Below are 26,049 nucleotides of genomic sequence, written 5' to 3' on the forward strand. Positions count from 1 at the left end.
GTCCGGACGCGCCACCGTGACAGGGCAGTCCCGGCCAGGCGCACTAATGAGTGTGCCACGTACGCTCAGGATCCGCCGTGATCGCTCACGGCCCGGACCCGGATGTGGCCAACCGGGCATGAAACTATCCTCACCGGCCGCTCTGCGGTACCTCGCCGGGCACCGGCTGCGGGCCGAAGTCGGTAGCCGCGTCCAGCGAACCGGCGTCCGACGAACCGGCGTCCGACGAAGCCGTGTCCACGCCCTGCGAACCGGCATCCGGGTCCTGCGAACCGGCGTCCGCAGTCAGCGGCCCCTGGGCCGGGCCCACGGTGGCCGGCGGATCGACCGGCCTGCGTAGCACCACCATGGCGGTCACCGCGACGACGAAAACGACGATCGACACCCAGTCGTTGAGCCGCATCCCGAGAAACGTGTGAGCTTCGTCAATGCGCAGGGCCTCGATCCACCCCCGCCCGGCGGTGTACAGCGCGACGTAGAGGACGAAGAGCTTCCCCCGTCCGAGCCTGCGGCGACGATCCACCCACAGCAGCACACCGGCGACGCCGACATCCCACAGCGACTCGTACAGGAACGTCGGGTGGTAGAGCGAGACACCGGCAACGAGCTGATGCCCCGGGTCGATCCGCACCGCCCAGGGCAGATCGGTCGCCCGGCCGTAGAGCTCCTGGTTGAACCAGTTGCCCCAACGCCCGACGGCTTGGGCGAGCACGAGCCCGGGGGCCGCGGCATCCGCGAACAGGCCGAACGGCGTCCCGCGATGGCGGCAGGCCAACCACACGCCGAGCGCGCCACCGGCTACCCCGCCCCAGATCCCCAACCCGCCGTGCCAGATCTTGAGCGCGTCGAGGGGATGGCCGCCGGCGCCGAAGTACGCATCCGGGCTGGTGATGACGTGGTAGATGCGCGCACCGACGATGCCGAACGGAACCGCCCAGGCCGCGGCGTCCGCGGCGAGGCCGGGCGGCTGGCCACGGGCCCGCAGGCGCCGGTCGGTGACGACAATCGCGACCAGGACACCAAGTATGATCATAAAGGCATAGGCCCGCAGCGGAATGGGACCCACATGCAGGACGCCCGTCGACGGGCTGGGAATCGCGGCTAGGACCACGGTCGCCAACGCTATACCCGACATTCCCGTACCCCGGTAGGGCGGCTACCCGGCCGCATCCCGGCCGACACCGGTGGCCAGAGCTGCCGCGAGCCGTCCCACCGCCGCCGCGGCGGTATCGGGATCATCGCCCGCACGGTCGGCGTCCACCAACACCTTCACCAGGGCCGAACCCACGATCACCCCGTCGGCGAAGCCGGCGACCTCCGCCGCCTGGGTGGGCGTGCTCACGCCCACACCCACACAGACCGCAGTGTCGCTGACGGCTCGAACCCGGCTCACCAGCCCGGCCGCCTGCGCACCCACCACCGACCGGGCGCCGGTCACCCCCATGAGCGAGGCAGCGTAGATGAAGCCCCGGCTGACCTGGGCGATCCGCGCGATGCGCGCATCGGAGGAGCTCGGGGCGACCAGGAACACCGGGTCGAGGCCGACCGCCGCGGCAGCGGCCAGCCACGGTTCGGCCTCCTCGGGGGGAAGGTCCGGGGTGATCGTCCCAGCCCCGCCGGCAGCCGCGAGATCCCGGGCGAACGCGGTGACTCCGTACCGCTCGACCGGGTTCCAGTAGCTCATGACCAGGACGGGGGCACCGGCGGCGGCCACCGCCTCCACGGTCGCCAGGACCTCCCGTGTCGTGACACCACGGCTCAGCGCGGCATCGGCCGCGGCCTGGATCACCGGACCGTCCATGGTCGGGTCGGAGTAGGGCAGGCCGACCTCGACGATGTCCACCCCCGCCTCGACCATGGCCCGCATGGCGCTGACACCACCGGCGACCGAGGGGAAACCCGCCGGCAGGTAGCCGACCAGGGCTGCTCGCCCCGCCCCGCGTGCCGTCGCGAACGTGTCACTCAACCGGCTCCGCTCACCGCCGAGACGGCTCCGCTCACCTGACAGACTCTGCACAGCGCGTCCGTTCCGTCAGCTCATGAATGATCGAGAAGGTCGAACCACCGAGCCGCCGTGTCGACATCCTTGTCGCCCCGACCGGAGCAGTTCACCAACACGACCGCGTCGGGACCCAGCTCGCGGGCGAGGGCGAACGCGCCGGCAAACGCGTGCGCACTCTCGATCGCGACCAGGATGCCCTCCAGCCGCGCGACCGTCGCCAGCGCGTCCATGGCGTCATGGTCGTCAACCACCCGGTAGGTCGCCCGGCCGGTCTCGTGCAGCCAGGCGTGTTCGGGACCGATGCCCGGATAGTCGAGCCCGGCCGAGATCGAGTGCGACACCTGGGTCTGCCCGTCGGCATCCTGGAGGAGGTAGGTCCGCATCCCGTGCAGAACGCCGGGTGCCCCGCCCGCGATCGCGGCCGCGTGCCGTCCGGTCGCCACCCCGTCCCCGCCGGCCTCGACACCGACCAGCGCAACGGACGGGTCGGCGATGAACGGGTGGAATATGCCCATCGCGTTGGAGCCGCCACCGACGCAGGCCACCACGGCATCGGGCAGCCGCCCGATGCCGTCGAGGACCTGGCCGCGGGCCTCCACACCGATGACCCGCTGGAAGTCACGCACCAACATCGGGAACGGATGCGGCCCCATGACCGAACCGATGCAGTAGTGCGTCGTGTCCACCGAGGCCACCCAGTCCCGCATGGCCTCGTTGATGGCGTCCTTGAGGGTCTGGCTGCCCGAGGCGACCGCGACGACCTCGGCGCCCAGCAGCCGCATCCGCGCGACGTTAAGCGCCTGACGGCGGGTGTCCTGCTCGCCCATGTAGACCACGCAGTCCAGGTCCAGCAGCGCACAGGCGGTGGCCGTGGCGACGCCGTGCTGGCCGGCACCGGTTTCGGCGATCACCCGGCTCTTGCCCATCCGACGGGCGAGCAGGCACTGGCCGAGCACATTGTTGATCTTGTGCGAGCCGGTGTGCGCCAGATCCTCACGCTTGAGCAGGATGCGGGCACCGCCGACGTACTCAGCCAGGCGGGTCGCGTCGGTGAGGGGGGTGGGCCGGCCGGCATATGTCGCGAGCAGCCGGTCCAGTTCCGCGGTGAACGCCGGATCGGCGCGGGCGGCTGCGTAGGCCGCCGTCAGTTCGTCCAGAGCGGCGAACAACGCCTCCGGCACGAAGCGACCGCCGAAACGGCCGAAGTGACCGGCGTTGTCAGGCACAGGGCCGCCCGGGACGACACCCTCAGGAGCGAACCCGACGGTTCCGGGGGTGGTCATCGTCTGACTGTATCGGTCAGCATCGGTCAGCCGCCTCTTTCGGTCAGCGCCCCACCCGGGTCGCCGGGTGGGCACCCGCGGTGACCAGATCCGCGACCGCCTGACGAGGATCACTCCCCGTCACCGCAGCCTCCCCCACGAGGACCGCGTCCGCTCCCGCCGCCGCGTAGGCGAGCAGGTCGTGCGGGCCGCGCACACCCGATTCGGCGACCTTGATGACCCCCGGTGGCAACAGCGGCGCCAGCCGGGAGAAGGTGTCGCGATCGACGTCGAGCGTCCGCAGGCTGCGTGCGTTGACGCCGATCAGACGCGCGCCCGCATCGACCGCGCGCACGACCTCGTCGCAGTCGTGCACCTCAACCAGGGCGGTCATGCCGAGTGACTCGACCCGATCGAGCAGCCCGACCAGGCGCGGCTGATCGAGCGCCGCCACGATCAGCAGAACGATGTCGGCGCCGTGTGCCCGAGCCTCGAAGACCTGGTACGGCGAAACGATGAAGTCCTTGCGCAACACGGGCACGTCCACCGCCACCCGCACGGCGTCCAGGTCTGCGAGCGACCCACCGAACCGGTGCCGCTCGGTCAGGACGCTCACCGCCGCCGCGCCCGCAGCCTCGAACTGCGCCGCCAGCGCCGCCGGATCCGCAATCGCGGCAAGATCGCCCTTTGACGGTGAGCGACGCTTGACCTCGGCGATCACCGAAACGGCCCGGGTGCGCAGCACAGCGAGCGCGTCCCTGGGATCCGGGACACGCTCCACCCGCCGTTTGAGCGTCGCCAGGGAGACCACAGCCTCGCGTTCTGCAAGATCCGCCCGTACCCCGGCCAGGATGTCGTCAAGGACGCTCATCGGCCGGTACCCAGGGCTGTCGCAGCCATGGCGCCGATGTTAGGCCAGGCATCGGCCAGCGGCATCAGACCCCCGTCGACGACGGCCGACCGCCACCCTCGGCGATTGCCCGTCGGTTGACAGAAGCCGGAAACGCACCGACTTGGGCCAGCTGGAAAGCCCTCCCGCGTCGGGCATGCCCGCTGCATGTGCACGTATCGTGATTGTCCTGTCGTTGTCCTACGCTGCCGATTACTGCCGAGGGTGCGGCAGACCAACTGGGCCGCGCCGGGCCGGTCCGCCGACGAACAGCCGCCGGTCACGTCGGGTCGTCGCCCCGGTCGATGGCCTCCCAGGCGTCGACCGGTCGGGCGGCCGCCGTCTGATAGCGGGGGGACAGCGCCGACCACGTGTGCCCCCGCAATGCCACCAGGGCGCCGCCGAACGCCAGCAGTACTCCTCCGCCGGTGGCAAGCCACGGCGCGGCCGTACTCCGAAGGTCGCGCAGATCAGCGGTGAGGCTCGGGGCGATCTGGCGCACCTGCGAGGCGACGCGCACAGCCGGCAGCGGGTCGGCGGCGATCCGGCCCGCGACGACGGCGACCACGACCCCGGCCAGCAGAACCGGCAGACCGACCAGTGCCCGCCCCCGTCGCCTCGTGGCGGCGATCGCGACAACCCCGGCCAGCCCGACCAGACCCAGCCCGGCCACAGCCGGGGCAAGATCCGAACCGGACAGCCGCACCGCAAGCGGCGCGGCGGTGACCGGTTCCCCGGCCACGGCCCCGTCCGCGACACGCAGATTCACCCAGGTCGCGCTGACGGTGAACAGGACGAGCGCGGCGCCCAGCAGGCAGCAGAGCACCGCCGCAGCCATCTCCCCGCGTCCACGGCGGCCGGTACCCGTACCCCCGTCCGTGGCCGTACCCCCGTCCGTGGCCGTGGCCGTGGCGACGGCCTCCTGCTGATCGGTCATGTCGGGAGGCGCAGCGACTCGGCGATCTCGATTGCCCGCAGCACCGCCGCCGCCTTGGTGCGACTTTCGTTGTTCTCGGTCACGGGCACGGAATCGGCGACGATGCCCGCGCCGGCCTGTACGTAGGCCCGCCCGTCCCGCAGGACAGCGGTCCGGATGGCGATCGCGGTGTCCAGATCGCCGCCGAAGTCCAGATAACCGACCACGCCTCCGTACAGGCCCCGGCGGGTTGGCTCAAGCTCATCGATGATCTCCATCGCACGCACCTTGGGCGCACCGGTGAGGGTGCCCGCGGGGAACGTCGCCGTGAGCACGTCAACAGCCGACCGGTCCTGCGCGACCTCACCGATCACGGTGGAGACGATGTGCATGATCTGCGAGAACCGCTCGACCGCGGCGAACTCGACCACCCGTACCGAGCCCGGCGTACAGACCCGTCCCAGGTCGTTGCGCACCAGGTCGACGAGCATCACGTGCTCGGCCCGCTCCTTGGGATCGGCCAGCAGCTGCGCGGCGAGCTCGGCGTCCTGTTCGGGTGTGGCGCCACGGGGACGGCTGCCGGCGATCGGATGCAGCAACGCGTGCCGGCCCGTCACCTTCACGTGCGCCTCCGGCGACGATCCGACGACATCATGATCATCAAAACGGAGCAGGTACATGTAGGGACTGGGGTTCGAGGCCCTCAGGACCCGGTAGATGTCGAGGGGCGCAGCCGCGGTCGGGCGCTCGAAGCGCTGGGAGACCACGATCTGGAAGCACTCGCCGGCCCGGATCTCCTCGATGGCGGCTTCGACGGCAGCCTCGAAACGTTCCGGAGCGGTACGCGAGGCAAAGCCTGCGAGCGAGAGATCGGCGGGCGCCGTGGTGGTCGCGACCGTCGGCTCGCTCCACTTGCCGAGATCGGCGGTCATCGCCTCGAGGCGATGCACGGCGTCGTCGTAGGCTGCGTCCGGGTCGCCGTCGCCGCCGGTGAACACGTTTGCGATCAGCAGGCAGGAACCGTCGCTGTGATCGAGTACCGCGAGGTCGGCGGTCAGTATCATGCGCAGCTCGGGCATGCCCAGGTCGTCCACGCAACGGGACGGGAGCCGTTCGACCCGCCGGACGATGTCGTAGGACAGGTAACCGACCAGCCCGCCGGTGAGCGGTGGCGCATCCGGCAGCTTCGGAGTGCGCAACGCCACCTGCACCGCGCGAAGGACGTCGAGCGGGTCCCCATCGGTGGGAACACCCGGCGGCGGCTGGCCGTCGGTCCAGACGGCCGATCCGTCTCGTTCGGTGAGGGTCGCCGCGGCCCGGACACCGATGAACGAATACCGCGACCACACCCCGCCGTGCTCGGCGGACTCCAGCAGGAACGTTCCCGGCCCCCCGGCGAGTTTGCGGTAGACCCCGACCGGGGTCTCACCATCGGCGAGCAGGCGGCGTGTCACCGCGACCACCGGGTACTCGGCTGCGAGCGCGTGGAAGTCGGCCCGGCCCGGGCTGACCTCGCCTGTCGTCACGACTCGGCTCCCCTCACAGGTTCCGTGGCAGGTTGCATGGCAGGTTGGGTGGCAGCGGCCGGCAGGCTGCGGTTGTCGAAGCAGGTTCGGCGCCCGGTGTGGCAGGCCGGACCGTGCTGGTCCACCTGGACCAGCACGGTGTCCCCGTCGCAGTCGAGGGAGACCGACCGAACCAGCTGGCGGTGGCCGCTGGTGTCCCCCTTGACCCAGTACTCCCGGCGGCTCCGACTCCAGTACGTGGCACGCCCGGTGGTGAGCGTGCGGTGCAGGGCCTCGTCGTCCATCCAGCCGACCATCAGTACCTCGCCGGTGTCGTACTGCTGCGCGACCGCAGGGAAGAGACCGGCCGGGTCACGCTTGAGCAGACCGGCGATGGCGGGGTCCAGACGGGACGCGGAGGCGGGCACGAGCCCATTGTGCCGTGCGCCGGTCAGGTGAGGTCCCCGTCGAGGTCATGGGCCACGCCCGCCGTCCACGAGGCGTGCAAGCGCCGATACACGCCGGGGACACCGACGAGTTCGGCGTGGGTCCCCTGCGCGACGATTCGGCCGGCGTCGACGACCACCACCAGATCCGCAGTCTCCGCCGTGGACAGTCGGTGGGCGATCGTGACCGATGTCCGCCCCCGGGTCAGCGCGACCAACGCGCGGGCGAGCCGCACCTCTGTCGCCGGGTCGACCGACGATGTCGCCTCGTCAAGGACGAGGAGGTCCGGTGCGGCGACGTGGGCGCGGGCGACGGCGACCAGTTGACGTTCTCCCGCGGACAGCGAGCTCCCGCGCTCGCCGACCCGGGTGTGCACACCGTCCGCCAGCCCCGCAACCCAGTCCGCCAGCCCCAGCGAGGTGAACGCGGCCATGACATCGGCGTCGGAGGCCTCCGGACGCCCGTAACGGACGTTGTCCGCGATGGTCAGATCGAACAGGAAGCCGTCCTGGGGGACCATCACGACCCGCCTGCGCAACGACGCGAACCGCACCTGCTCCACGGGCACGCCGCCGAGCAGCACCTGACCGACGGTCGGATCCATCAGCCGGGTCAGCAGCTTGGCCAGGGTGGTCTTGCCCGATCCGGTCTCGCCGACCACGGCGACCCTCGTCCGGGGCGCGATGTCCAGGTCGACGGCCGCCAGGACGAGCGGTCCCCCCGGATAGGCGAACCCGACACCGTCGAAACGCACTCCGAGCGGGCCTGGCGGAAGATCCAGTCCGCCGTCGGGGCCCGGGTCACGCACGTCCTGCGGCGTGCCCAGAACGTCGAGCACACGACGCATACCGGCGAGGGCGTTCGCTCCCTCGTTCAGCACCTCGGTCAGGGTCTGCAGTGGCACCACGAACAGTGTGACCAGGAACAGGAATGCCACCAACCGGCCGGCGCTGAGATCACCGTCCACCCCGAGCAACACCCCGCCGACCACCACGGCGCAGGTCGCGCAGGCCGCCACCAGCTCGCCCGCCGAGAAGACCGTGGCGACCATCCGCTGCGCGGCGGTCTGCGCCGACCGGTAGTGGTCCACGGAGGTGTCGACCCGCGTCGCCGTGCGCGCCTGAGCACCGTAGGCGCGCACCACCGCCGCGCCGACCACGGACTCCGAGATCGCGCCCAGCATCTGCGCGACCCGTTCCCGAACGGCCAGATACCGCTGCGCGAGAACCGACTGGAACCGCTTGATGACAAGGGCCATCGGCACGAAGCAGATGTAGACAACGATGGTCAGCGGCCAGGAGTAGACCGCCATGAGGACGGTCGCGATCAACATCTGCCCGGAGGACAGCAGCAGGATCATTCCGCCGAACTGCAGGAACTGCGACATCTGGTCGACGTCGCTGGTAACCCGTGAGGTGAGCGCCCCCCGCCGCTGCTCCGACTGGGTCAGTGCGGACAGATCGTGGATGTGCCCGAACGCGCGTATCCGCAGCGTCGCCAGCGCAGACTCCGACGTCCGGTAGAGCCGCACGCTCATCAGGTACGCCGCAAAGGCCGTCACCCCGATCGCCACCGTCGCGCCGCCCGCCGCCCAACGGACCACCGACAGGTTGGGTGTCCCGTGAAGCAGGCCGTGGTCGATGGTCTGCTGGACCGCGATCGGGACCACCACCCGTCCCACGGTGGCGATGACCGCAAGGACGAGGGTCACCGGCAGGCCGGCGGTGAGTTCCGGTACAAGGCGGCGGATCTTGCCGAGGGTCACCCCCAGCGACTCCCCGGAGCGGACCTGAGCACCGCCGTCGGGGCCACCGCCGTCGGCACCGCCGTCGGCACCGCCGTCGGCACCGCCCACCAGCACCGGGCCATCCAGCCTCGGGCCATCCAGCACCGGAGCCGGGTCCTCCTGGCGAGGGGCCGGCACGGTAACGCTCACCGCGCCACTCCGGCGTCCTCGACGACACCGTCGACGACAGCCCCGATGACATCCCCGACGGGGTTCGCGCCGCCGCTCACCGGGTGGTATGCGGTCAACAACGCCGCGTACCCGGGCGAGGTGGCCATGAGTTCATCGTGGCTGCCTCGCCCGGCCACCCGTCCCCGATCCAGGTACACGACCTCGTCTGCCAGCTCGATCGTTGCCCGCCGGTGTGCGACGACAACCACCGTGGACGCGCCCGCCCGCTCCCGCAGACCAGCCAGGATGGCCGCCTCGATCCGCGGATCGACGCCGGATGTCGCGTCGTCGAGAACGAGCAGGCGCGGCTGGCGGACCAGCGCCCGGGCCAGGGCGATCCGTTGGCGCTGCCCGCCGGACAGCGTGGTTCCGCGTTCGCCGACCTGCGTGTCGAGACCGGCGGGCAGTGCCGCGACGAAGCGGTCCGCCTGCGCGCGCGCGAGCGCCTCCCACAGCGCCGCATCGTCCACGGCCAAGCCGAGCGCGACGTTGCCGCGAACCGTGTCGTCGAACAGGAACGCCTGCTGGGACACCAGGGACGCGGCCGAGCTGATCTCACCGTCGGCGAGCTCAGAAAGATCGACACCGTCGATCCGGACCGCCCCGACGTCAGGGTCGTACAGCCTGACCAGCAACCCGGCCAGGGTCGACTTTCCCGACCCGGTCCGCCCGGCGAGCGCCACCACCCGGCCGGGCGCAACATCGAAGCTCACCCCGTCAAGGGCGTGGGCCGCCGGCCCCTCCCCATCCACCGGTCGCGGGTAGGTATAGGTGACGGCGTCCACAGTCAGCCTCGCCGGGCCCTGAGCGCGCAGTGTCTGCGATCCGAAGCGCTGCTCACCGCGGGCGCGCAGGACCGCGCGCACCCGGCCGTAGCCGACAACCGACCGGGGCAGTTCGCCGAACACCCAGCCGATCGCCCGCAGCGGGAAGGCCAGGAGCGTGAACAGGTAGGCGACGCGAATCAGATCTCCGACATCGAGTGCGCCCGCCGAGATCCTGGCCGTGCCGACCAGCAGGACCGCGAGAACGCCGATGTTCGGTAACGCGTCCATCACCGGATCGAACATGCCGCGCACCCGGCCGGCGCTGATCATTGCTTCCTTCAGTTCGTCTGCCTTGCGTGCGAACCGGGTGGTCTCGTCACGTTCCCGCCCCATCGTCTTGATCACCAGGGCGCCGTCGAACGACTCGTGCGCCACCCCGCTCACCTCCGCCCGCAGTTGCTGGGCGCGCGACAGCAGCGGCGAGACCTTCTGCCCGTAGATGACGTTGACGACGCCGAAGAAGGGGAAGATGACGCATCCGACGGCAGCCAGCAGCGGATCGGTCGCGATCAGCACCACCAGGGCCACGACGATCATGACAAGCACGCCCGCCGCGAACGGCAGCGGGAGGATCGGCGCCCACGTCGCCTCCACGTCCGCATTGGCATTGGACAGCAGCAGGCCGGTCGAGTGGCGCTGGTGCCACGACAGCGGCAGGAGCAGATACTGCCGCGTCACCCGGCGACGGTAGAGTGCCTGTAGCCGGAACGTCATCACCCCACCGCCGAGCCGGCGCACGAACATCCCCACCGCCCTGGCAACGCCGACGGCGACCAGCAGCGTCGCTGCCAGCGTGAGGCTGCCCACCGCCACCCGCCCGGTGTCAAAGGAGGGCAGCAGGACCTTGTCCGTGACCTCGCCGAGCACGACCGAGCTCGCCACGGTCATGAGGCCGAACAGCGAACTGCCGGCAACTGCCACGGCGAACGACCGGGGTTCCTCGCGGATGCCCATCCCGATGATGGCCAGACCTCTTCGGATAACATCGGGTGAACCTGCGGAAACCGACTCCGTCGATCCCGCCGGGTCATCGGGCATGGTTCTCCTCTCGTCGCTCACCACGCCGCCGACATCGGCACCGCCCAAACGGATTCGAACCGAAAATACAGCCCGCCGCAACGGGTGTGGCCAGAATCCGACTCCTATCGGACGTCCCGGGACGCGCCACTGCATGATCACGAGACCGGGGGCGATGCCTCCGGGCGCGCGATCTGACGATCGTCGCACGCCCTTTGGCCGTCAGCGCTCCCAGGACCTCGGCCTCCGGGCGCGCGATCTGACGATCGTCGCACGCCCTTTGGCCGTCTAGATATCCAATGGACATCCAACAGCTGACGCGCGCTCAGCGAACAGGTAGGGCGGCGGCCCGCAACGCGTCCTTGACGTGACCGATGCGCAGGTGACCGAAGTGGAAGACGCTCGCGGCAAGCACCGCGTCCGCACCCGCGGCAACAGCCGGGGGGAAGTGGGCGAGCGACCCGGCCCCGCCACTGGCGATCACGGGCACGTCCACAACCGCGCGGACGGCCCCGATCATCTCCAGGTCGTAGCCGTCCCGTGTCCCGTCCGCGTCCATCGAGTTGAGCAGGATCTCCCCGGCACCGAGCTCCACCGCCCGTGCCGCCCAGGCAACCGCGTCGATGCCGGTACCGTGACGCCCGCCGTGGGTCGTCACCTCGAACCGCGGGCCGCCCGGTTCGTGGCCGCGTCGGGCATCCACCGACAGCACGATGCACTGGCTGCCGAACCGCAGCGCGCACTCGCGGATCAGCTCGGGGTGGGCGACCGCGGCGGTGTTGACACCGACCTTGTCCGCTCCCGCCCGCAGAAGCCGGTCGACGTCGTCGGGTGTCCGTATCCCGCCTCCGACGGTCAGGGGGATGAACACCTGCTCGGCGGTGCGCCGGACCACGTCGTAGGTGGTCTCCCGGTTCCCGCTGGACGCGGTGATGTCGAGGAAGGTCAGCTCGTCGGCGCCCTCGGCGTCGTACAGCTTCGCCATCTCCACCGGGTCGCCGGCGTCCCGCAGGTCGGTGAAGTTCACACCCTTGACGACCCGGCCCGCGTCGACATCCAGGCAGGGGATCACCCGGACCGCGACGGTCATCGGATGGACCCGCTCATCGGATGGGCGCGGGCCGGCCCGCCGCGACCGCCAACGCCTCGGGCAGGGTGAACGCCCCGGCGTAGAGGGCCTTGCCGACGATGGCGCCCTCGACGCCCGCCACACCCGCGATCGCGGCCAGGTCGGCCAGGGACGACACCCCGCCACTGGCGATCACGGGCCGTGACGTCGCCGCGGTGACGGCGGCCAGCAGGTCCAGGTTGGGTCCGGTGAGGGTGCCGTCACGATGAACATCGGTCACCACGTACCGGGCGCAGCCGTCGGCATCCAGGCGGGCCAGGACGTCGAACAGTTCGCCACCGTCACGGGTCCACCCACGGGCGGACAGGATCGTGCCGCGGACGTCGAGACCGACGGCAATCTTGTCGGCGACCCGGCCGATCGCGGAACGCACCCAGTCGGGGTTCTCCAACGCGGCCGTGCCGATGTTGACCCGGGCCGCGCCGGTCGCCAGTGCCGCGTCCAACGAATCGTCGTCGCGGATACCGCCGGAGAGCTCCACCGCCACGTCGACCGACCGGACCACCTCGGCGATCAGCCCACGGTTCGAGCCACGGCCGAACGCCGCATCAAGGTCGACAAGGTGGATCCACTCGGCGCCGTCGCGCTGCCAGGCAAGGGCCGCCTCGCGCGGGTCGCCGTAGGACGTCTCGGAACCGGCTTCGCCTCGGACCAGCCGGACGGCCCGGCCGTCTGCGACATCCACGGCGGGCAGGAGGATCAGCGTCACATGGCACACCCTACGGGGTGGCCCACCAGCCGCACCCCGGCCGCTCACGTCCAACCCAGCGGAGGTTCACACGATTGACTATTTTCTTGACCAGCACGATCGTGCGGCCGATCGTTGTCCAACCACCTTCGCCTCGTGGATACCGACACCCTGCTGCACGATCATGCAGCGAACCGGCAAACGCCACGGTGACGACAGGAAGGCAGACCCGAAGATGCACGATCGTGCAGATCGCGTGACTCGCCTTGCAGACGCCGTGCGGCGCCGACGAGTCGATCTCGGTCTACGACAGGAGGAGGTCGCGGACCTCGCTGACTGTTCTGAGCGGTTCGTTCACTCTGTGGAAGCGGGAAAAATCACGATACGGCTCGATAAGCTGCTCGATGTTCTCGACGTCCTGGGGCTCACGCTCGAGGTCGCTCGTGGCCATGGGAATATCGGCGTGTCATCGGACCTGCCATTGCTCACCAAGGCCACGGCGCCCGACCGGCCACAGCCATGAGAACGCCGAGAGCGGAATCGAGACAACTCGACGCATCAACCGATCTCACCGGCATCGACCGGGCCGATGTGTACAAGTCCGACCGGCTCGCCGGACACCTGATTCGCACAGATCATGGGGTCAGGTTCGGCTACACGACCGAATGGGCCAGCGGTCAGGGTGAGCCCGTCGCCACGACCGTTTGAACCCGCCCTGACTCAGCTCGTTTTCGCCTTTCTGACCGGCAACGGCGATGCCCATGCCAAGAATTTCTCTGTCCTGCGCGGGGTAACCGGGGAATGGCAGGCCTCCCCCGCGTACGATCTGCCGAGCTCGTACCTGTACGGTGACAGCACCATGGCGCTGCCGATAGCGGGCCGCCGGGACGCCGACATCTGTGGATCGGACTTCATCGCTCTCGGCGAGAAGGTTGGCGTCCCCGCCCGCGCATCCCGCAAACTCCTGGCAGACCTGTCCGCCCGCGCCGATCTGTGGCTACCCGGCCTGGTGGAACTGCCCTTCGACCTCATGCTACTCCGAAAGCTGCGACGTACCGTCGCCTACCGGCGGGCGAGTTTGCAACGATAGTCCGGGACTTTCACGTTCCGGCGACACCGCCGGAGTTGACACCCCCGGAGTCCGACGCCGAGTAGGCGCGCCCCTTCCACGCGGCGCCGTGGCCACGGCGGTGTGCCCGCGCCGAGTCCAGTGTCATGAGCACGTAGAGGACCGCCACCGCGGGGAGCGTCAGGACGACGGGCAGCGGCTGGCGGTAGTAACGGACCATCGGGAGGTAGGTGATGGTCATCACCACCCAGGCGCTGATCCCGGCCGCAGCGGCAACGGCCGCGGCGCCGCCACCGGCACCGGCGGCGAGACCCGCCAGGCCGGCCACCGCGGCGAGCGGCGGGATGAGGTAAGCGAAGATCAGTCCGACAACGGTGCCGGCGAGCAGCGCCGGGGAATGCCGGAGCTGGGTGTACGCGCTGCGGGCGACCATCTTCCACAGGTCTGCCAGCTGCGGGTAGGGCCGGACGCTGCGCACGCCGTGCGGCCCGCGGTCGGCGAGGCCCAACCAGGTCCGGCCACCGGTCCGCTTGACCGCGCTGGCCAGGGAACAGTCGTCGATGACCGCGCCGGAGATGGCGGCCAGCCCCCCGGCACGTTCCAGCGCGGCCCGGCGCAGGAGTACACAGCCCCCGGCCGCGGCCGACGTCCTCGCGTCGGGCCGGTTGGCCCGGCGGAACGGATAGAGCTGGGCGAAGAAGTAGACGAAGGCCGGGATGATGATCCTCTCCCAGCGGTTCTGAGTGCGTAGCACGGCCATCAGCGACGTGAGGTCGAGACCGCGGCTGGTTGCGTGGCTCACCAGCCGGGTGACCGAATCCGGGCCGTGAGCGATGTCAGCGTCGGTGAACAGCAGCCAGTCCACATCCGGTGGCACGGTGCGCATGCCCTGTTCCAGCGCCCACACCTTGCCGACCCAGCCGGCCGGCCGTGGCTGGCTGGTGATGACCGTCAACGGCACCTGTGCATCGGGATGCCGGCCCAGCGCACGGGCAACGTCACCGGTTCCGTCGTCGCTGGCGTCGTCGACCAGCACGACCCGCAGCGAACCGGGGTAATGCTGGCCGAGCAGCGACGGCAGACTGTGCGGCAACATCTCAGCCTCGTCCCGAGCGGGGACGATCACGGTGACCGCGGGCCAGCCGCCGGGCGGCTCGGCTCCGCCCCGCGCCAAGGCATCATCGGGATCAAGCCGGGTGTCGGTGCACCAGAACATTCCGTGGCCGCCCAGTAGCACCAACCACACCAACAGGGAACAAAACGCACAAGCCGCCAGTGTTATCACGTCCGTCAGCCTCGCAGATCGCGCCGGCTCCAACTGTCAGCAGCGCCGGACTGAGACAACAACAGCCTTCCGTTCACCCGGATGAATCAGAAATTTCCACCTGATGTAACAGATTTGAGAATCGTCCCCGCCGGGCGGCTACGACTGGTTCCAGACGGATTACGATCGACTTGGACGTAGGAGTATTACTGACCGCCGCGGTACTGTCCAGCGGCACAAGGACGTTGGTCTCCGGGAAATAGGCGGCGGCACAGCCGGCCGCGGTCGGATACGCCACCACCCGAAAGTCCGCCGCGCGCCGGAGGACGCCGTCCCCCCACACGCTGACCAGATCGACCTGATCGCCGTCGGCGATGGTCAGGGCGGCGAGATCGTCGGGGTTGACGAACACGACCCGGCGGCCCTGACGGACGCCGCGGTAACGGTCGTCCAGCCCGTAGATCGTGGTGTTGAACTGGTCGTGCGAACGGACCGTCTGCAACAGCAGATGCCCGGGTGGAACCCGCAGCACGTCCAGGGTGTTGACGGTGAGCCGGGCCCGCCCGGTCTCGGTCGGGAAGGTGCGGGAGTCCCGCGGCGGGTGCGCGAGGACGAACCCACCGGGCCGCGCGACCTTCACCTCGAATTCCTCACAGCCGGGGACGACCCGGCCGATATGTCCGCGGACGCGACCGTAGTCGGCGGTGAGCCCCTCCCAGTCGACGGCGACACGGTCGCCCAGCGTCGCCCGGGCCAATCCGCAGACGATCGCCACCTCCGAACGCAGCGCGACCGAGGCGGGCGCGAGATTCCCTCGGGAGGCGTGCACCGCGCTCATCGAGTCCTCGACCGTGACGAACTGCGGCCCGCCGGCCTGCACGTCGATCTCGGTACGGCCGAGCGTGGGCAGGATCAACGCCCGCCGGCCGGTGACGGTATGCGATCGGTTCAGTTTGGTCGACACCTGGACGCTCAGTCGCAGCCGCCGGATCGCGGCCTCGGTGACCTCGGAATCAGGGGTGGCCGCGACGAAGTTCCCGCCGAGTGCGGTGAACACCTTCACCCTGCCGTCGCGCATCGCCCGCACCGTGTCGACCACGTCGAGCCCGTGTTCGCGCGGCGGATCGAAACCGAACTCGGCCGCCAGCCGGTCGAGAAAGAGCGCCGGCGGCTTCTCCCAGATGCCCATGGTCCGGTCGCCCTGGACGTTGCTGTGCCCGCGCACCGGACATACCCCGGCACCGGGACGACCGATGTTGCCGCGCAGCAGCAGGAAGTTGACGACCTCTCGGATCGTGGGCACCGAGTCACGGTGCTGGGTGAGCCCCATCGCCCAACAGACGATGATCCGTTGTGCGGCCAGCACCCGCTGCACGACCTGGTCGATCTCCGTGTCGGCCAGGCCCGTGGCGGCCCGAACATCATCGGCGGACAGCGTCCGCAGCTGCGCGACCAGCTCGGCGAAGCCGTCGGTATGGGTGTCGATGAACGCCCGGTCGAGTACCTGCCCCGGCCGCGCGTCCTCGGCGGCCAGCAGGCGTGCGTTGATCGCCTGGAACAGGGCCAGGTCACCGCCGAGGCGGATCTTCAGGAACTGGTCGGCCAGCACCGTGCCAGACCCGATGACGCCACTGGGATGCTGCGGGTTACGGAACCGCAGCAGACCCGCCTCGGGCAGCGGGTTGATCGCGATGATGCTCGTTCCCGCGCGCTTGGCCGCCTCCAGCGCGGTGAGCATCCGCGGATGGTTCGTGCCCGGATTCTGCCCCACAATGAAGATCAGGTCAGCTTTGGCGAGATCGTCGAGACTTACGCTGCCCTTGCCCACGCCGATCGTTTCGGTCAGCGCGGACCCGGACGACTCGTGGCACATGTTCGAGCAGTCCGGCAGGTTGTTCGTGCCGAAGGCCCGCACGAACAACTGATAGACGAAGGCTGCCTCATTGCTGGCCCGCCCGGACGTGTAGAAGGCCGCCTCGTCCGGGCTGTCGAGCGCCTGCAGTTCCTCGGCGACAATCGCGAACGCATCATCCCAACCCACCGGGACGTAGTGCTCCGCCCCGGCCGCCTTGTACATCGGCTCGGTGAGGCGGCCCTGCTGACCCAGCCAGTAACCGCTGCGGGCGGCAAGTTCACCAATGGGATACTCGGCGAAGAACGCGGGGGTGATCCGACGAAGGGTCGCCTCCTCGGCGACGGCCTTGGCGCCGTTCTCGCAGAACTCGGCCCTTCTGCGCTCGGCCGGGTCGCCTTCGGGCCAGGCACACCCGGGACAGTCGAAACCGTCGACCTGGTTCAGCGCGAGCAGCGAGCGGACTCCGCGGCGGACACCCAGCTGGTCACGGACATGCGCCATCGCGTGCAGCACACCGGGAATACCGGCCGCGGACGATGCGGGGGAACCGACCCTGATCCCGCGCTCGCCGCTGTCCTCCCGTGGAGCATGACGTGGCATCGTTGGAATCCTCTCATCATGAACCGCTGTTCACCAGTGCGTCGGCAATGCGGTGCGCACCGGTGTAGACGTTCATCGAGCCGCCGCGGACGAACCCGACCAGCGTCATCCCGGCCTCCTGGGCCAGGTCCGCCGCGAGCGATGACGGCGCGGACACCGCGACCAGCGCGGGAATCCCGGCCAACAGCGCCTTCTGGGTCAGCTCGAACGACGCGCGGCCGCTGACCACCAGGAACCGTTCGCGCAAGGGCAGCTGCCCTTCACGCGCCGCCCAGCCGACGACCTTGTCGACCGCGTTGTGGCGGCCGACGTCCTCCCGGACCACCAGCAGGTTCCCGTCGGCGTCCGCGATCGCGGCGGCGTGCAAGCCACCGGTGGTGGCAAAGACCTTCTGCGCCAGGCGAAGCCGGTCGGGAAGCGCGAGCACCACATCCGGGCGCAGCACCAGCGGGTCGGCGTCCACCTCGTACCGGCTGCGCAGCCGGACCCCGTCGATGCTGGTCTTCCCGCACAGTCCGCAGGAACTGCTGGTGTAGAAGGCGCGCTCGATGCTGACATCCGGCCTGGGAACGCTCGGGGCGAGGGTGATGTCGACAACGTTGTAGGTCTGGACTTCGTTGTAGGTCTGGACATCCTGGTCCTGACGGTCGGCAGCGCTGCCGACGACGCCGACGACGCCGGCGGCACTGGCGGCACTGGCGCAGTAACGAATAGCCGTGACGTCCGACCCGCTGCCGATGATCCCCTCGCCGACCAGGAAACCCAGAACAAGATCGATATCATGCCCGGGCGTACGCATGGTCACGGTCAGCGCCTTACCGCCGACCCGCAGCTCCAGCGGTTCCTCACCAGCCAGGCAGTCGGGCCGCACCGCGCGCTCGCCGTCGACGGAAATCCGCAGAACCCGTCGGCGTGCTGTCACCCGTCCCACCCCGCCCACACTGCCCTACCCCCGCGGCGTTTTCCAGTGACCGCCACATGGTGACGGTAGGTAGCTTCCGTCGTGATAGCGACCGTTTCCACCTACCGTCATCGGGTGGCGGTCGAACCCGGTAGGCGATTTTCGTCGTGATAGCAGCCTTCTCTACCTACTCCTCCGACCACGAAGGTTCGGACACCGCACGACCCGGATCGCCACCTTCGACTCGAGGTACCGTGAAGATAGTTGAAGGCTCAACAGAACCGAGCCGGCGCCACGTGGCCGGCACCGAAGGCCGCAGGGAGAAGTCATGGGCATCCACCGCCTCAACCACGTCGTCCTCTATGTACGCGACGTCGCACGCACGGCCGCCTTCTACACCGACATCCTCGACTTCCAGACCGTGGTGTCGGTACCGGGCCAGGCCGCGTTCCTGCGCGCGCCGGACTCCACCAACGACCACGACATCGGCATGTTCCAGATCGGCGCAGCCGCCGGCGCCTCACAGGCGGGGCGTTCGACCGTCGGCATGTACCACATCGCGTGGGAAGTCGGCACCCTCACCGAGCTTGAGACGACCGCGCGCCGGCTCACCGAGGCCGGGGCGCTGGTCGGCGCGTCCGACCACGGCACGACCAAGAGCCTGTACGCACACGACCCAGACGGTCTGGAGTTCGAGGTCGTCTGGCTGATCCCCGCGCACCTGCTCGACGACGCCGCGCTCGCGGCCAAAACCAGCATCCGGCCGCTTGACATCGCCAAGGAGAAGGCGCGCTACGGTGCGGACACCCGCGGCGGCCTGGGTGTCTCCATCCCCATCGGGGTCACTGTCTGACCCCGGTCCGACAGCTGCGGGTCCGACAGCTGCGGGCCGGATGCCGACGAGGCATGCAGCTGTCGGGGAACCGACGACCCGTCAGCCCGTGACTGCGCCGGAGCGGATGCCAGCAAGTGGCCGCTCACCCATTCGACGGTCTCCCGGATGAACACCGTGCGGTTGGCAAGGTTCATGATTTCGTGGCCCTCACCCTCGAAGAGCAGGTACCGGCAGTCGACTCCCCGCGCCGTCGCCGCGGCGACGGTCTGCTCGGCCTCGAACACCGGGACGTTGGTGTCGTTTCCACCGTGGACGACCAGCAGAGGCGCGGCCAGGCGATCCATCCGGTGCAGCGGCGAGAGGTCCCGCAACAGGGCGGCGTCGCGCACGGGGTCGCCGTACTTGGTCACCGCGGGACCGGCGATCCACGGTTCGGTGTGGGAGAAGAACGTGGCGAAGTCCACCATCCCGCAGATGTCGACCCCCACGCTGAACAGCTCGGGGTAGGTGACCAGCGCAGCGAGGGTCAGGTAACCCCCGTAGGAGCGCCCGGCGACGCCGACCCGCCCCCCGTCGGCAAGACCCGCGTCAACCAGATACCGCACGCACGAGGCGACGTCGGCGATCCCGTCGAAACGGCGGGCGTGGTCGTCGGCGCCCGCGAACGACCGACCGTAGCCCGCCGAACCTCGCACGTTCGGGGCGAACACGGCGATACCGCGGGTGACCAGAGCCTGGAACAGCGGTGCGAAAGTGGGACGTTCCTGTGCTTCGGGCCCACCGTGGAAGAACAGCAGGGTCGGGCACGGGCCGGGCTCTCCGGGCGGCCGGTACAGCCAACCGGAGAGCATCAGCCCGTCATGTGCGCGCAGCCGGTGCAGCACCGGACGGACCAGCCGGATCCGTGGGCGGGGAGGAACGCGCGGCAACGCCTCGGTGCCCGCCCCACTGCCCAGCTTGCCGTCCGTCCCCGGCTTGCCGTCGAGGTCCGCGGTCAGGTCCAGATCTGCGACGGAAGCGAGCGCCGGTGCCGGGAACGCTGTCGGTGCGTCGGAGACCAGGCACCGATAACCGGGCGAGGGTGACACGAAGTCGGGCGACACGACGTCGGGCGACACGAAGTCATAGGTCCACAGCTCACCTGGGACGGTCGAGCCGACCAGGGCCAGGAGCAGCCCGCGGCCACCATCGCGGACGAGCAGGCTGCCCGCGACGTCGCGCGGCAGCGGTGGGAGCTCCAGTCGGTCGCCCGAACCGAGGTCGACCAGGTCGAGAACCGTCCGCCCGTCCACGTTCCACGCCAGCACCGCGGCGGGCGCTCCCCCGCCGATGCCGGGCGCGACACCAGCCGGCCTGAGGCCCGCAAGCCCCCCCGGAATGCCGGCTGGAAGCAGTGCGAACCGTTCCAGGTCGGCGTCATCGCGGGCTGCCACCACCTCTGTGGCCAGCAGTCTCCCGTCCTCTCCCAGGGTAACCGCGACCAGCGCGGCACGCTCCCGGCCGGCGTCCGAGAGCAGGTAAAGGATCGTCCCGGCCGCGGCCGCGCCCGACGGGCCGAAGCGGCCGAGCCCGACCATGCCGACTCCCGCAAGCAGCGGTTGGACGCGTCCGGTGCCGCAGTCGACGAGGATGAGCCGACGGGCCCCCCGCGGACCATCCCGCAGCAGCAGCCGGTACCCGGCCACGGCGTCGCCGTCGATGTCACAGATGGCCAGCGCCTGGCCTACCGCCAGGTGCTCACGCCGCCCGGTTGCGGGGTCGACGAGCAGGGCGTGGGTCAAACCTGACCGGACCGACTCGCAGATCGCCAGCGCGCCACCATCCGGGGTCCAGCGGCCGAGCCCGGCGGCGCTCGCCGCGCCCGCCTCCGAGCCGGTGGACGAGTGGAGGCTGGCGGCGGGATGCCAACCGCCGGCGAGGCGCCGCAGGCCGCTGCCGTCAGGGCGCACGACCCGAACCTCGGTGTGCTCGCCGCCTCCGGGCGCCACCACGCATGCCATCCACGCGCCATCAGGTGACCAGGCCACCGAGCGGACCTGACCGGCTCCGGTGTCCAGGACCCGCCCGGCGCCGGTGGCGTCACGCACCCACAGCCGCGGGGTGCCGTCACGGTCACTGACATAGGCGATCGCGCCTGCCGGTCCCAGACTCGGGGACGAACAGCTCGCCGCCGCCACCCAGTCATCCACCAGGTCACCGGGGCCAGGGCCAAGGCCAGGACCAGGACTGACCATGCCGACATGCCGTGGCTCGGCCGGGAACTGCTCAAGCATCATGCCACCCCCTGGGTCGCCAGCCACATCTCCAGCAGAGCCGCCTGCCACAACGCGTTCGCGCCGAGAGTGGTCCGGTTGTCGTTCGGCGCGGCCAACATCGCCTCGACCCATTCGGTTCGGAACAGGCCGCGGGCCTTGGCGACCGGATCGGTGAGCGACTCGCGCACCCGGTCCAGGTAGGAGCCGGACAGATGCCGGATCGCCGGGACCGGGAAATAGCCCTTGGGCCGGTCGATGACCGCAGCCGGCATGATCGGGCGGCCGATGGCCTTGAGCACTCCCTTGCCGCCCGACGCGAGCTTCAGCTCGGGCGGACAGGCCGCCGCGAGCTCGACGAGCTCGTGATCGAGGAACGGGGTGCGCGCCTCCAGACCGGCAGCCATGGTCATATTGTCAACCCGCTTGACGGGATCTTCCACCAGCATGACCGTGGAGTCGATGCGCAGCGCCGCGTCCAGCGCGCTGGACGCACCGGGCTCGGCGAAGTGCGAGGCGACGAACGCCGCGCTGACGTCGGTGTCAAGGAGATAGTCCGGCTCGACCATGGCTTCGATCGCGCTGTGCGACCGGTCCGCGAACACCCGTAGGTAGTCCTCGACCGCCTCATCGCGTCCGACCCGGGCCAGTGGCGGATACCAGGAGTAGCCGGCGAACACCTCGTCCGCGCCCTGCCCGGACTGCACGACCTTCAGGTGGCAGGCGACCTCCTGCGACAGCAGGTGGAAGGCGACGCAGTCGTGGCTGACCATCGGCTCGCTCATCGCCTCGACGGTCGCCTCGATCGCGGGCAGCAGCCGATCACCGGCGACCCGAATCTGGTGATGGTCGGTGCCGAAGTGGTTCGCGATGACGTCGGAGTACGCGAACTCGTCACCGGACTCGCCGCCGGCCGCCTCGAAGCCGACGCTGAAGGTCGCGAGGTCGTGCTGCCCGGCCTCGGCCAGCAGGGCCACGATGAGGCTGGAGTCAAGCCCCCCGGACAGCAGCACGCCGACCCCGACGTCGGCGACCATGCGCCGGCGCACCGCGGTGCGCAGCCGTTCGCCGATCGCGTCCCGCCAGTCCGACGCCGACCAGCCCTCATACGCCGGGTCGCGGGCGAAACCCGGCTGCCAGTAGCGCTCGTCGGTGGTCGAACCGTCCGCTTCGATGATCCGAACCGTGGCCGCCGGCAGTTTGCGCACGGCTGCGAGGATCGTGCGCGGCGCCGGCACGACCGAATGGAATGACAGATAGTGGTGCAGCGCAACCCGATCGATGTCGCCGCTTATCCCGCCGCCGGCGAGCAGCGCGGGCAACGTCGAGGCGAAACGGACGCGCGTCGCGTCCGCCGTGACGTACAGCGGCTTGATGCCCAGACGGTCACGGCCGAGGATGACGCGGCCGGTGTCACGCTCATGGATGGCGAAGGCGAACATCCCGGCGAAGTGGTCGACACACCGGCTGCCCCACCGATGGTATGCCTTACCGATCACCTCAGTGTCCGATGCCGAGAAGAAACGGTAGCCCGCAGTGATGAGCTCGTCACGCAGTTCGCGGTAGTTGTAGATGCAGCCGTTGAAGACCGTCGTGAGGCCGAGCTCGCTGTCGACCATCGGCTGCGCACCGCGCTCCGAGAGATCGATGATCTTCAGGCGACGGTGACCGAACGCGACCGGTCCAGACGCCCACACGCCGCTGCCGTCCGGGCCGCGCGGTCGCATCCGGTCGGCCATCCTGACCACCGCGTCCACATCGGCCGCAGCGCCGTCAAACCGCAGCTCCCCGCTCAGACCGCACATGTTCGCTCCCTGTCGGTCGCTTCATCGGCTTCCTCGACGGCGTGGCTACCACCATCTGTGCCCGGCGTTTCCAGCAGATGACGCCACCGTTGCGAACAGGAAGGCCCTAGCGCGGTAGCCAGGTGTCCTTGGAACCACCGCCGCGGGACGAGTTGACGATCAGGCTGCCGACCGGTGCGACCCGGGTCAGCGCCGCCGGTATGACCACCGCCTCCGCGCCCAGGTAGACGAAGGCGCGCAGGTCGACCGAGCACGGCTGGAAACGACCGTCGTGCCAGGTTGGATGGGTCGACAGCCGCACCAGCTCCTGGCCGATCCAGCGGCGCGGCTCAGCCAGGATGCGTCGGCGGGCGGTCGCGAGCTCAGCGGCGTCCGCCCGCGGACCGATCAGTACGCCGTCCCCGCCGTACCCGTCAGCCGGTTTGATCACCAACTCGTCCAGATGATCGAGCACGTACGCGCACTGCTCGGGATCGCCGCAGACGTAGGTCATGACATCGTCGAGTACGGGTTGTTCGCCCAGGTAGTACTTGATCAGAAGTGGTACATAGGCGTAGAGCACCTTGTCGTCGGCGACACCGTTACCAGGCGCGTTCGCCAGGCTGAGCGTTCCCGCTTGAACCGCTCTGATCAGGGCCGGCCCGAGCGGCAGGCCGTCGGCGGCCACGGCGGTGGCCAGCTCGTCCTCGTCAAAACGCCGGTACAGGACGTCGACCCGCCGAGGTCGACCCCGGTCGAGACGGTGGACCACGCTGCCTGCCGGGCCGTCCTCGACGACGAGGTCGCCCGGTTCGACGAGCGCCACCCCCATCTCCTCTGCCAACAGGGCGTGCTCGAAGTGGGCTGAGTTGTCCGACCCGTCGGTGAGCACCGCGATCGTCGGCTCCCCCGTCGCCCGGGTGGGAGCGGCCGCGACGAGGGCCTCGTGCAGGAGCGCGGGTACACCGTCGAGCCCGGCGATCCCGCCGGGCGGGACCAGATCGGGCAGCACCGAGCAGGTCAGCCGCCGCCCTTCGATGGCATAGGCGACTCCGGAGGGAACCCGCAGGTTGTCCTCAAGGACGAACCAGTTCCCGTCGGCGTCGCGCACCAGGTCGATGCCGGTGACGCTGGCCCGCACGGCATCCGCGGGCACCGCGAACCCGGCGGCCCGCATACCGGGCGCGTCACGCACCGTCCAGGCCGGGACCACACCGTCGCCGACGGCCGCCTGCTCGCCATAGGCGTCGTGCAGGAAGGCCTCGAGTGCCCTGACGCGCTGCGCCAGACCCGTCCGCAGCCGCGACCAGTCCGCGGCCTCGACGATACGTGGCACCAGATCGAAGGGAAACGGCCGCGCAGCGTCCTCGCCGGTCACCCGGAACACCACCCCGCGCAGGACCTGCTCGACGCCTCGCGCCTCGGCGCGTTCGGTCAGCACCGCCGGCCCGAGACGGTCCAGGGTCCGCATCACGGTCCGGTACGGGGCACGGACCGTGCCATCGGAGTCGACCACCTCGTCGAAGCCGTCGGGGCGGTACCCGTGAAGCAGGCTCGCCTCGCCCGCGGGGGTGGACCGTGGCGTACCGGCGAGCGTGCTCGCGGGTACCGACCCAGACCCAGACCCAGACCCAGACGCCGACGCCGACGCCGGCGGGGCAAACGGAGCGTCACGCGTTTCGGCCAGGATGAGGTCCGCGACGTCGGCCAACCGCTCGCGCCGGGCGAAGGCCCGCCGCTGCCGGGCCGCGGCGCCGCCACGTCCGATCGCCTGCTGGGCGAGATCGGTCACCAACTCCCAGTCACCAGCGTGCTCCAGCTCGGCTCGGACCTCGTCCATCAGTCGGCGCAGCAGGTCGTGCGCCGGTACCGGACCCGCACCGGCCACATCGACGAGGTCGCCCTCGATCCCGGAGCGAGCCGCCCGCCAGGTGGCCGCCCGCAGCAGTTCGGTCCGTGGCGGCGGTGCCGGCGCACCGATCCCGATCGCGAGCGTGGCCCGCCGGACGAGCGCGCGGAACAGGCCGGCGATGAGGATGACGTTGTCGACGTCCGGACATGCGTCGCAGATGCGCAGTTCGACCGTGGGTAGGTGCGCCGATGGACGGACGTCGAAGTAGACCATGCCCGGATCGCTGATCACCCCGGATTTGATCAGATCCGCGACCAGTTGATCGTATTCGGCCGCGGTGCTGAACGAACCGGCAACGCCGGCGGTCGGCCACCGTTGCCAGACCAAGGTCCGGACGCTCTCGTAGCCGCTGTCCACACCCTTCCAGTAGGGGGAACTCGCCGACAGCGCCAGCAACATCGGCAGCCACGGCGCGACCCACGCGACCACCGCCATCGCGAGGTCGCGGTCCGCGACGTCCACGTGCACCTGGGCACCGCAGATCAACTGCTCCCGGGCCAGCAGCTGATACTCGGCGAGCATCTGTTCATACCGCGGGTCGCGGCTGATCCCCAGCACGTCCGGATCGACCAGCGGAACAGTTCCCGCGGCCGCGGGACCGAGCCCGAGCGGTTGCGCGACTGCCGCGAGTTCACGCCGCAGGTCCACCAGGTCGGCACGCAGGTCGAGAAGATCGGTACAGGGACGGCTGTTGGTTTCCACCACGGACTTCAACAGCTCTGCGGCGAAGCGGTCGGCTGGAAGGCGGTCAAGGATCGCGCCGGCCCGCGGTACGAGTTGGCGGGACGCGAGATCGAGGATGTGAAACTCCTCCTCGACGCCGACAGTCGCGATTCGGTCGTCGCTCATGGATGACGACGCTACGGCCATTCGGCTACAGAAGCACGTCTCGCCCTGTCCGATCGTTGATACCGGGCAGACTTTCGGATGTGTTCTCA

The 26,049-nt window shown here is 69.9% G+C and carries 20 protein-coding genes; 3 read left to right on the top strand and 17 right to left on the bottom strand.

What is annotated here, in order from left to right; all coding sequences use genetic code 11:
* Positions 1–130: 130 nt before the first annotated feature.
* The 11 genes from lgt to priA form a co-directional block, all read right to left on the bottom strand.
* Positions 131–1,135 (bottom strand): prolipoprotein diacylglyceryl transferase, encoded by a 1,005-nt coding sequence (lgt, locus tag U9977_RS01675; RefSeq protein ID WP_322747351.1) that lies wholly within the window; start codon positions 1,133–1,135, stop codon positions 131–133.
* Positions 1,136–1,156: 21 nt separating this feature from the next.
* Positions 1,157–2,017, bottom strand: coding sequence for a tryptophan synthase subunit alpha (gene trpA, locus U9977_RS01680; protein ID WP_322747352.1), 861 nt, complete (start codon positions 2,015–2,017; stop codon positions 1,157–1,159).
* A gap of 20 nt (positions 2,018–2,037) precedes the next feature.
* Entirely contained in the window at positions 2,038–3,285 is a 1,248-nt protein-coding gene (gene trpB, locus U9977_RS01685) for a tryptophan synthase subunit beta (RefSeq protein WP_322747353.1), read from the bottom strand.
* 43 nt (positions 3,286–3,328) lie between these two features.
* Entirely contained in the window at positions 3,329–4,135 is an 807-nt protein-coding gene (gene trpC / locus U9977_RS01690; RefSeq protein WP_322747354.1) for an indole-3-glycerol phosphate synthase TrpC, read from the bottom strand.
* Between the two features lie 298 nt (positions 4,136–4,433).
* On the bottom strand, positions 4,434–5,090 hold the full coding sequence (locus U9977_RS01695) for a Trp biosynthesis-associated membrane protein (protein ID WP_322747355.1): 657 nt from the start codon (positions 5,088–5,090) through the stop codon (positions 4,434–4,436).
* Positions 5,087–6,595 carry an anthranilate synthase component I gene (locus U9977_RS01700; protein ID WP_322747356.1) on the bottom strand — a complete coding sequence of 503 codons (1,509 nt, stop codon included), beginning with the start codon at positions 6,593–6,595 and terminating at the stop codon, positions 5,087–5,089. Before U9977_RS01700 ends, U9977_RS01695 begins: the two co-directional genes overlap by 4 nt.
* Complete coding sequence (gene hisI / locus U9977_RS01705; RefSeq protein WP_322747357.1) at positions 6,592–7,002, bottom strand: phosphoribosyl-AMP cyclohydrolase; 411 nt, start codon at positions 7,000–7,002, stop codon at positions 6,592–6,594. The genes U9977_RS01700 and hisI overlap by 4 nt, the downstream gene beginning before the upstream one ends.
* A 23-nt stretch (positions 7,003–7,025) precedes the next feature.
* The gene (locus tag U9977_RS01710) at positions 7,026–8,894 is read right to left on the bottom strand and encodes an ABC transporter ATP-binding protein (protein WP_416210443.1); all 1,869 of its coding nucleotides are present in this window, start codon (positions 8,892–8,894) and stop codon (positions 7,026–7,028) included.
* Between the two features lie 59 nt (positions 8,895–8,953).
* A complete protein-coding gene (locus tag U9977_RS01715) occupies positions 8,954–10,843 on the bottom strand; it encodes an ABC transporter ATP-binding protein (protein WP_322747358.1) in 1,890 nt (629 codons plus the stop codon).
* A 304-nt stretch (positions 10,844–11,147) separates the two neighbouring features.
* A complete protein-coding gene (gene hisF / locus U9977_RS01720; protein ID WP_322747359.1) occupies positions 11,148–11,912 on the bottom strand; it encodes an imidazole glycerol phosphate synthase subunit HisF in 765 nt (254 codons plus the stop codon).
* Between the two features lie 13 nt (positions 11,913–11,925).
* Entirely contained in the window at positions 11,926–12,660 is a 735-nt protein-coding gene (gene priA / locus U9977_RS01725; protein WP_322747360.1) for a bifunctional 1-(5-phosphoribosyl)-5-((5-phosphoribosylamino)methylideneamino)imidazole-4-carboxamide isomerase/phosphoribosylanthranilate isomerase PriA, read from the bottom strand.
* A gap of 235 nt (positions 12,661–12,895) precedes the next feature.
* On the opposite strand from priA, the gene U9977_RS01730 reads away from it, so the two are divergent.
* A complete protein-coding gene (locus tag U9977_RS01730) occupies positions 12,896–13,162 on the top strand; it encodes a type II toxin-antitoxin system Y4mF family antitoxin (RefSeq protein ID WP_322747361.1) in 267 nt (88 codons plus the stop codon).
* 159 nt (positions 13,163–13,321) lie between these two features.
* The gene (locus U9977_RS01735; protein ID WP_322747362.1) at positions 13,322–13,729 is read left to right on the top strand and encodes a HipA domain-containing protein; all 408 of its coding nucleotides are present in this window, start codon (positions 13,322–13,324) and stop codon (positions 13,727–13,729) included.
* Between the two features lie 10 nt (positions 13,730–13,739).
* On the opposite strand, the gene U9977_RS01740 is transcribed toward U9977_RS01735, so the two are convergent.
* The 3 genes from U9977_RS01740 to fdhD all read right to left on the bottom strand — a co-directional run bounded on the left by U9977_RS01740 (position 13,740) and on the right by fdhD (position 18,358).
* Entirely contained in the window at positions 13,740–14,993 is a 1,254-nt protein-coding gene (locus U9977_RS01740) for a glycosyltransferase (protein WP_322747363.1), read from the bottom strand.
* Between the two features lie 73 nt (positions 14,994–15,066).
* The gene (locus tag U9977_RS01745) at positions 15,067–17,427 is read right to left on the bottom strand and encodes an FdhF/YdeP family oxidoreductase (protein ID WP_322747364.1); all 2,361 of its coding nucleotides are present in this window, start codon (positions 17,425–17,427) and stop codon (positions 15,067–15,069) included.
* 16 nt (positions 17,428–17,443) lie between these two features.
* Complete coding sequence (gene fdhD, locus U9977_RS01750) at positions 17,444–18,358, bottom strand: formate dehydrogenase accessory sulfurtransferase FdhD (RefSeq protein WP_322747365.1); 915 nt, start codon at positions 18,356–18,358, stop codon at positions 17,444–17,446.
* Positions 18,359–18,656: 298 nt separating this feature from the next.
* Between fdhD and U9977_RS01755 the strand changes: the two genes are divergently transcribed.
* Positions 18,657–19,181, top strand: coding sequence for a VOC family protein (locus tag U9977_RS01755; protein ID WP_322747366.1), 525 nt, complete (start codon positions 18,657–18,659; stop codon positions 19,179–19,181).
* Here the strand turns inward: U9977_RS01755 and U9977_RS01760 are convergent.
* The 3 genes from U9977_RS01760 to U9977_RS01770 all read right to left on the bottom strand — a co-directional run bounded on the left by U9977_RS01760 (position 19,121) and on the right by U9977_RS01770 (position 25,960).
* Positions 19,121–21,436, bottom strand: a complete 2,316-nt coding sequence (locus tag U9977_RS01760; RefSeq protein WP_322747367.1) for a S9 family peptidase — start codon at positions 21,434–21,436, stop codon at positions 19,121–19,123. The genes U9977_RS01755 and U9977_RS01760 overlap by 61 nt on opposite strands.
* Positions 21,436–23,220 carry an N-acetylglutaminylglutamine amidotransferase gene (locus tag U9977_RS01765; protein WP_322747368.1) on the bottom strand — a complete coding sequence of 595 codons (1,785 nt, stop codon included), beginning with the start codon at positions 23,218–23,220 and terminating at the stop codon, positions 21,436–21,438. Before U9977_RS01765 ends, U9977_RS01760 begins: the two co-directional genes overlap by 1 nt.
* Positions 23,221–23,326: 106 nt before the next feature.
* Positions 23,327–25,960, bottom strand: coding sequence for a carboxylate--amine ligase/circularly permuted type 2 ATP-grasp protein (locus U9977_RS01770; RefSeq protein ID WP_322747369.1), 2,634 nt, complete (start codon positions 25,958–25,960; stop codon positions 23,327–23,329).
* Positions 25,961–26,049: the final 89 nt, after the last annotated feature.

It is taken from the genome of Protofrankia sp. Cas8 (assembly GCF_963555845.1).
GTDB lineage: Bacteria > Actinomycetota > Actinomycetes > Frankiales > Frankiaceae > Protofrankia.

Excerpts from the sequence above, each read along its gene's own strand:
- lgt (WP_322747351.1), bottom strand. The coding sequence starts at position 1,135 with ATGTCGGGTATAGCGTTGGCGACCGTGGTCCTAGCCGCGATTCCCAGC.
- trpB (WP_322747353.1), bottom strand. The coding sequence starts at position 3,285 with ATGACCACCCCCGGAACCGTCGGGTTCGCTCCTGAGGGTGTCGTCCCG.
- trpC (WP_322747354.1), bottom strand. The coding sequence starts at position 4,135 with ATGAGCGTCCTTGACGACATCCTGGCCGGGGTACGGGCGGATCTTGCA.
- U9977_RS01695 (WP_322747355.1), bottom strand. The coding sequence starts at position 5,090 with ATGACCGATCAGCAGGAGGCCGTCGCCACGGCCACGGCCACGGACGGG.
- U9977_RS01715 (WP_322747358.1), bottom strand. The coding sequence starts at position 10,843 with ATGCCCGATGACCCGGCGGGATCGACGGAGTCGGTTTCCGCAGGTTCA.
- hisF (WP_322747359.1), bottom strand. The coding sequence starts at position 11,912 with ATGACCGTCGCGGTCCGGGTGATCCCCTGCCTGGATGTCGACGCGGGC.
- U9977_RS01745 (WP_322747364.1), bottom strand. The coding sequence starts at position 17,427 with ATGCCACGTCATGCTCCACGGGAGGACAGCGGCGAGCGCGGGATCAGG.
- U9977_RS01755 (WP_322747366.1), top strand. The coding sequence starts at position 18,657 with ATGGGCATCCACCGCCTCAACCACGTCGTCCTCTATGTACGCGACGTC.
- U9977_RS01760 (WP_322747367.1), bottom strand. The coding sequence starts at position 21,436 with ATGCTTGAGCAGTTCCCGGCCGAGCCACGGCATGTCGGCATGGTCAGT.
- U9977_RS01765 (WP_322747368.1), bottom strand. The coding sequence starts at position 23,220 with ATGTGCGGTCTGAGCGGGGAGCTGCGGTTTGACGGCGCTGCGGCCGAT.
- U9977_RS01770 (WP_322747369.1), bottom strand. The coding sequence starts at position 25,960 with ATGAGCGACGACCGAATCGCGACTGTCGGCGTCGAGGAGGAGTTTCAC.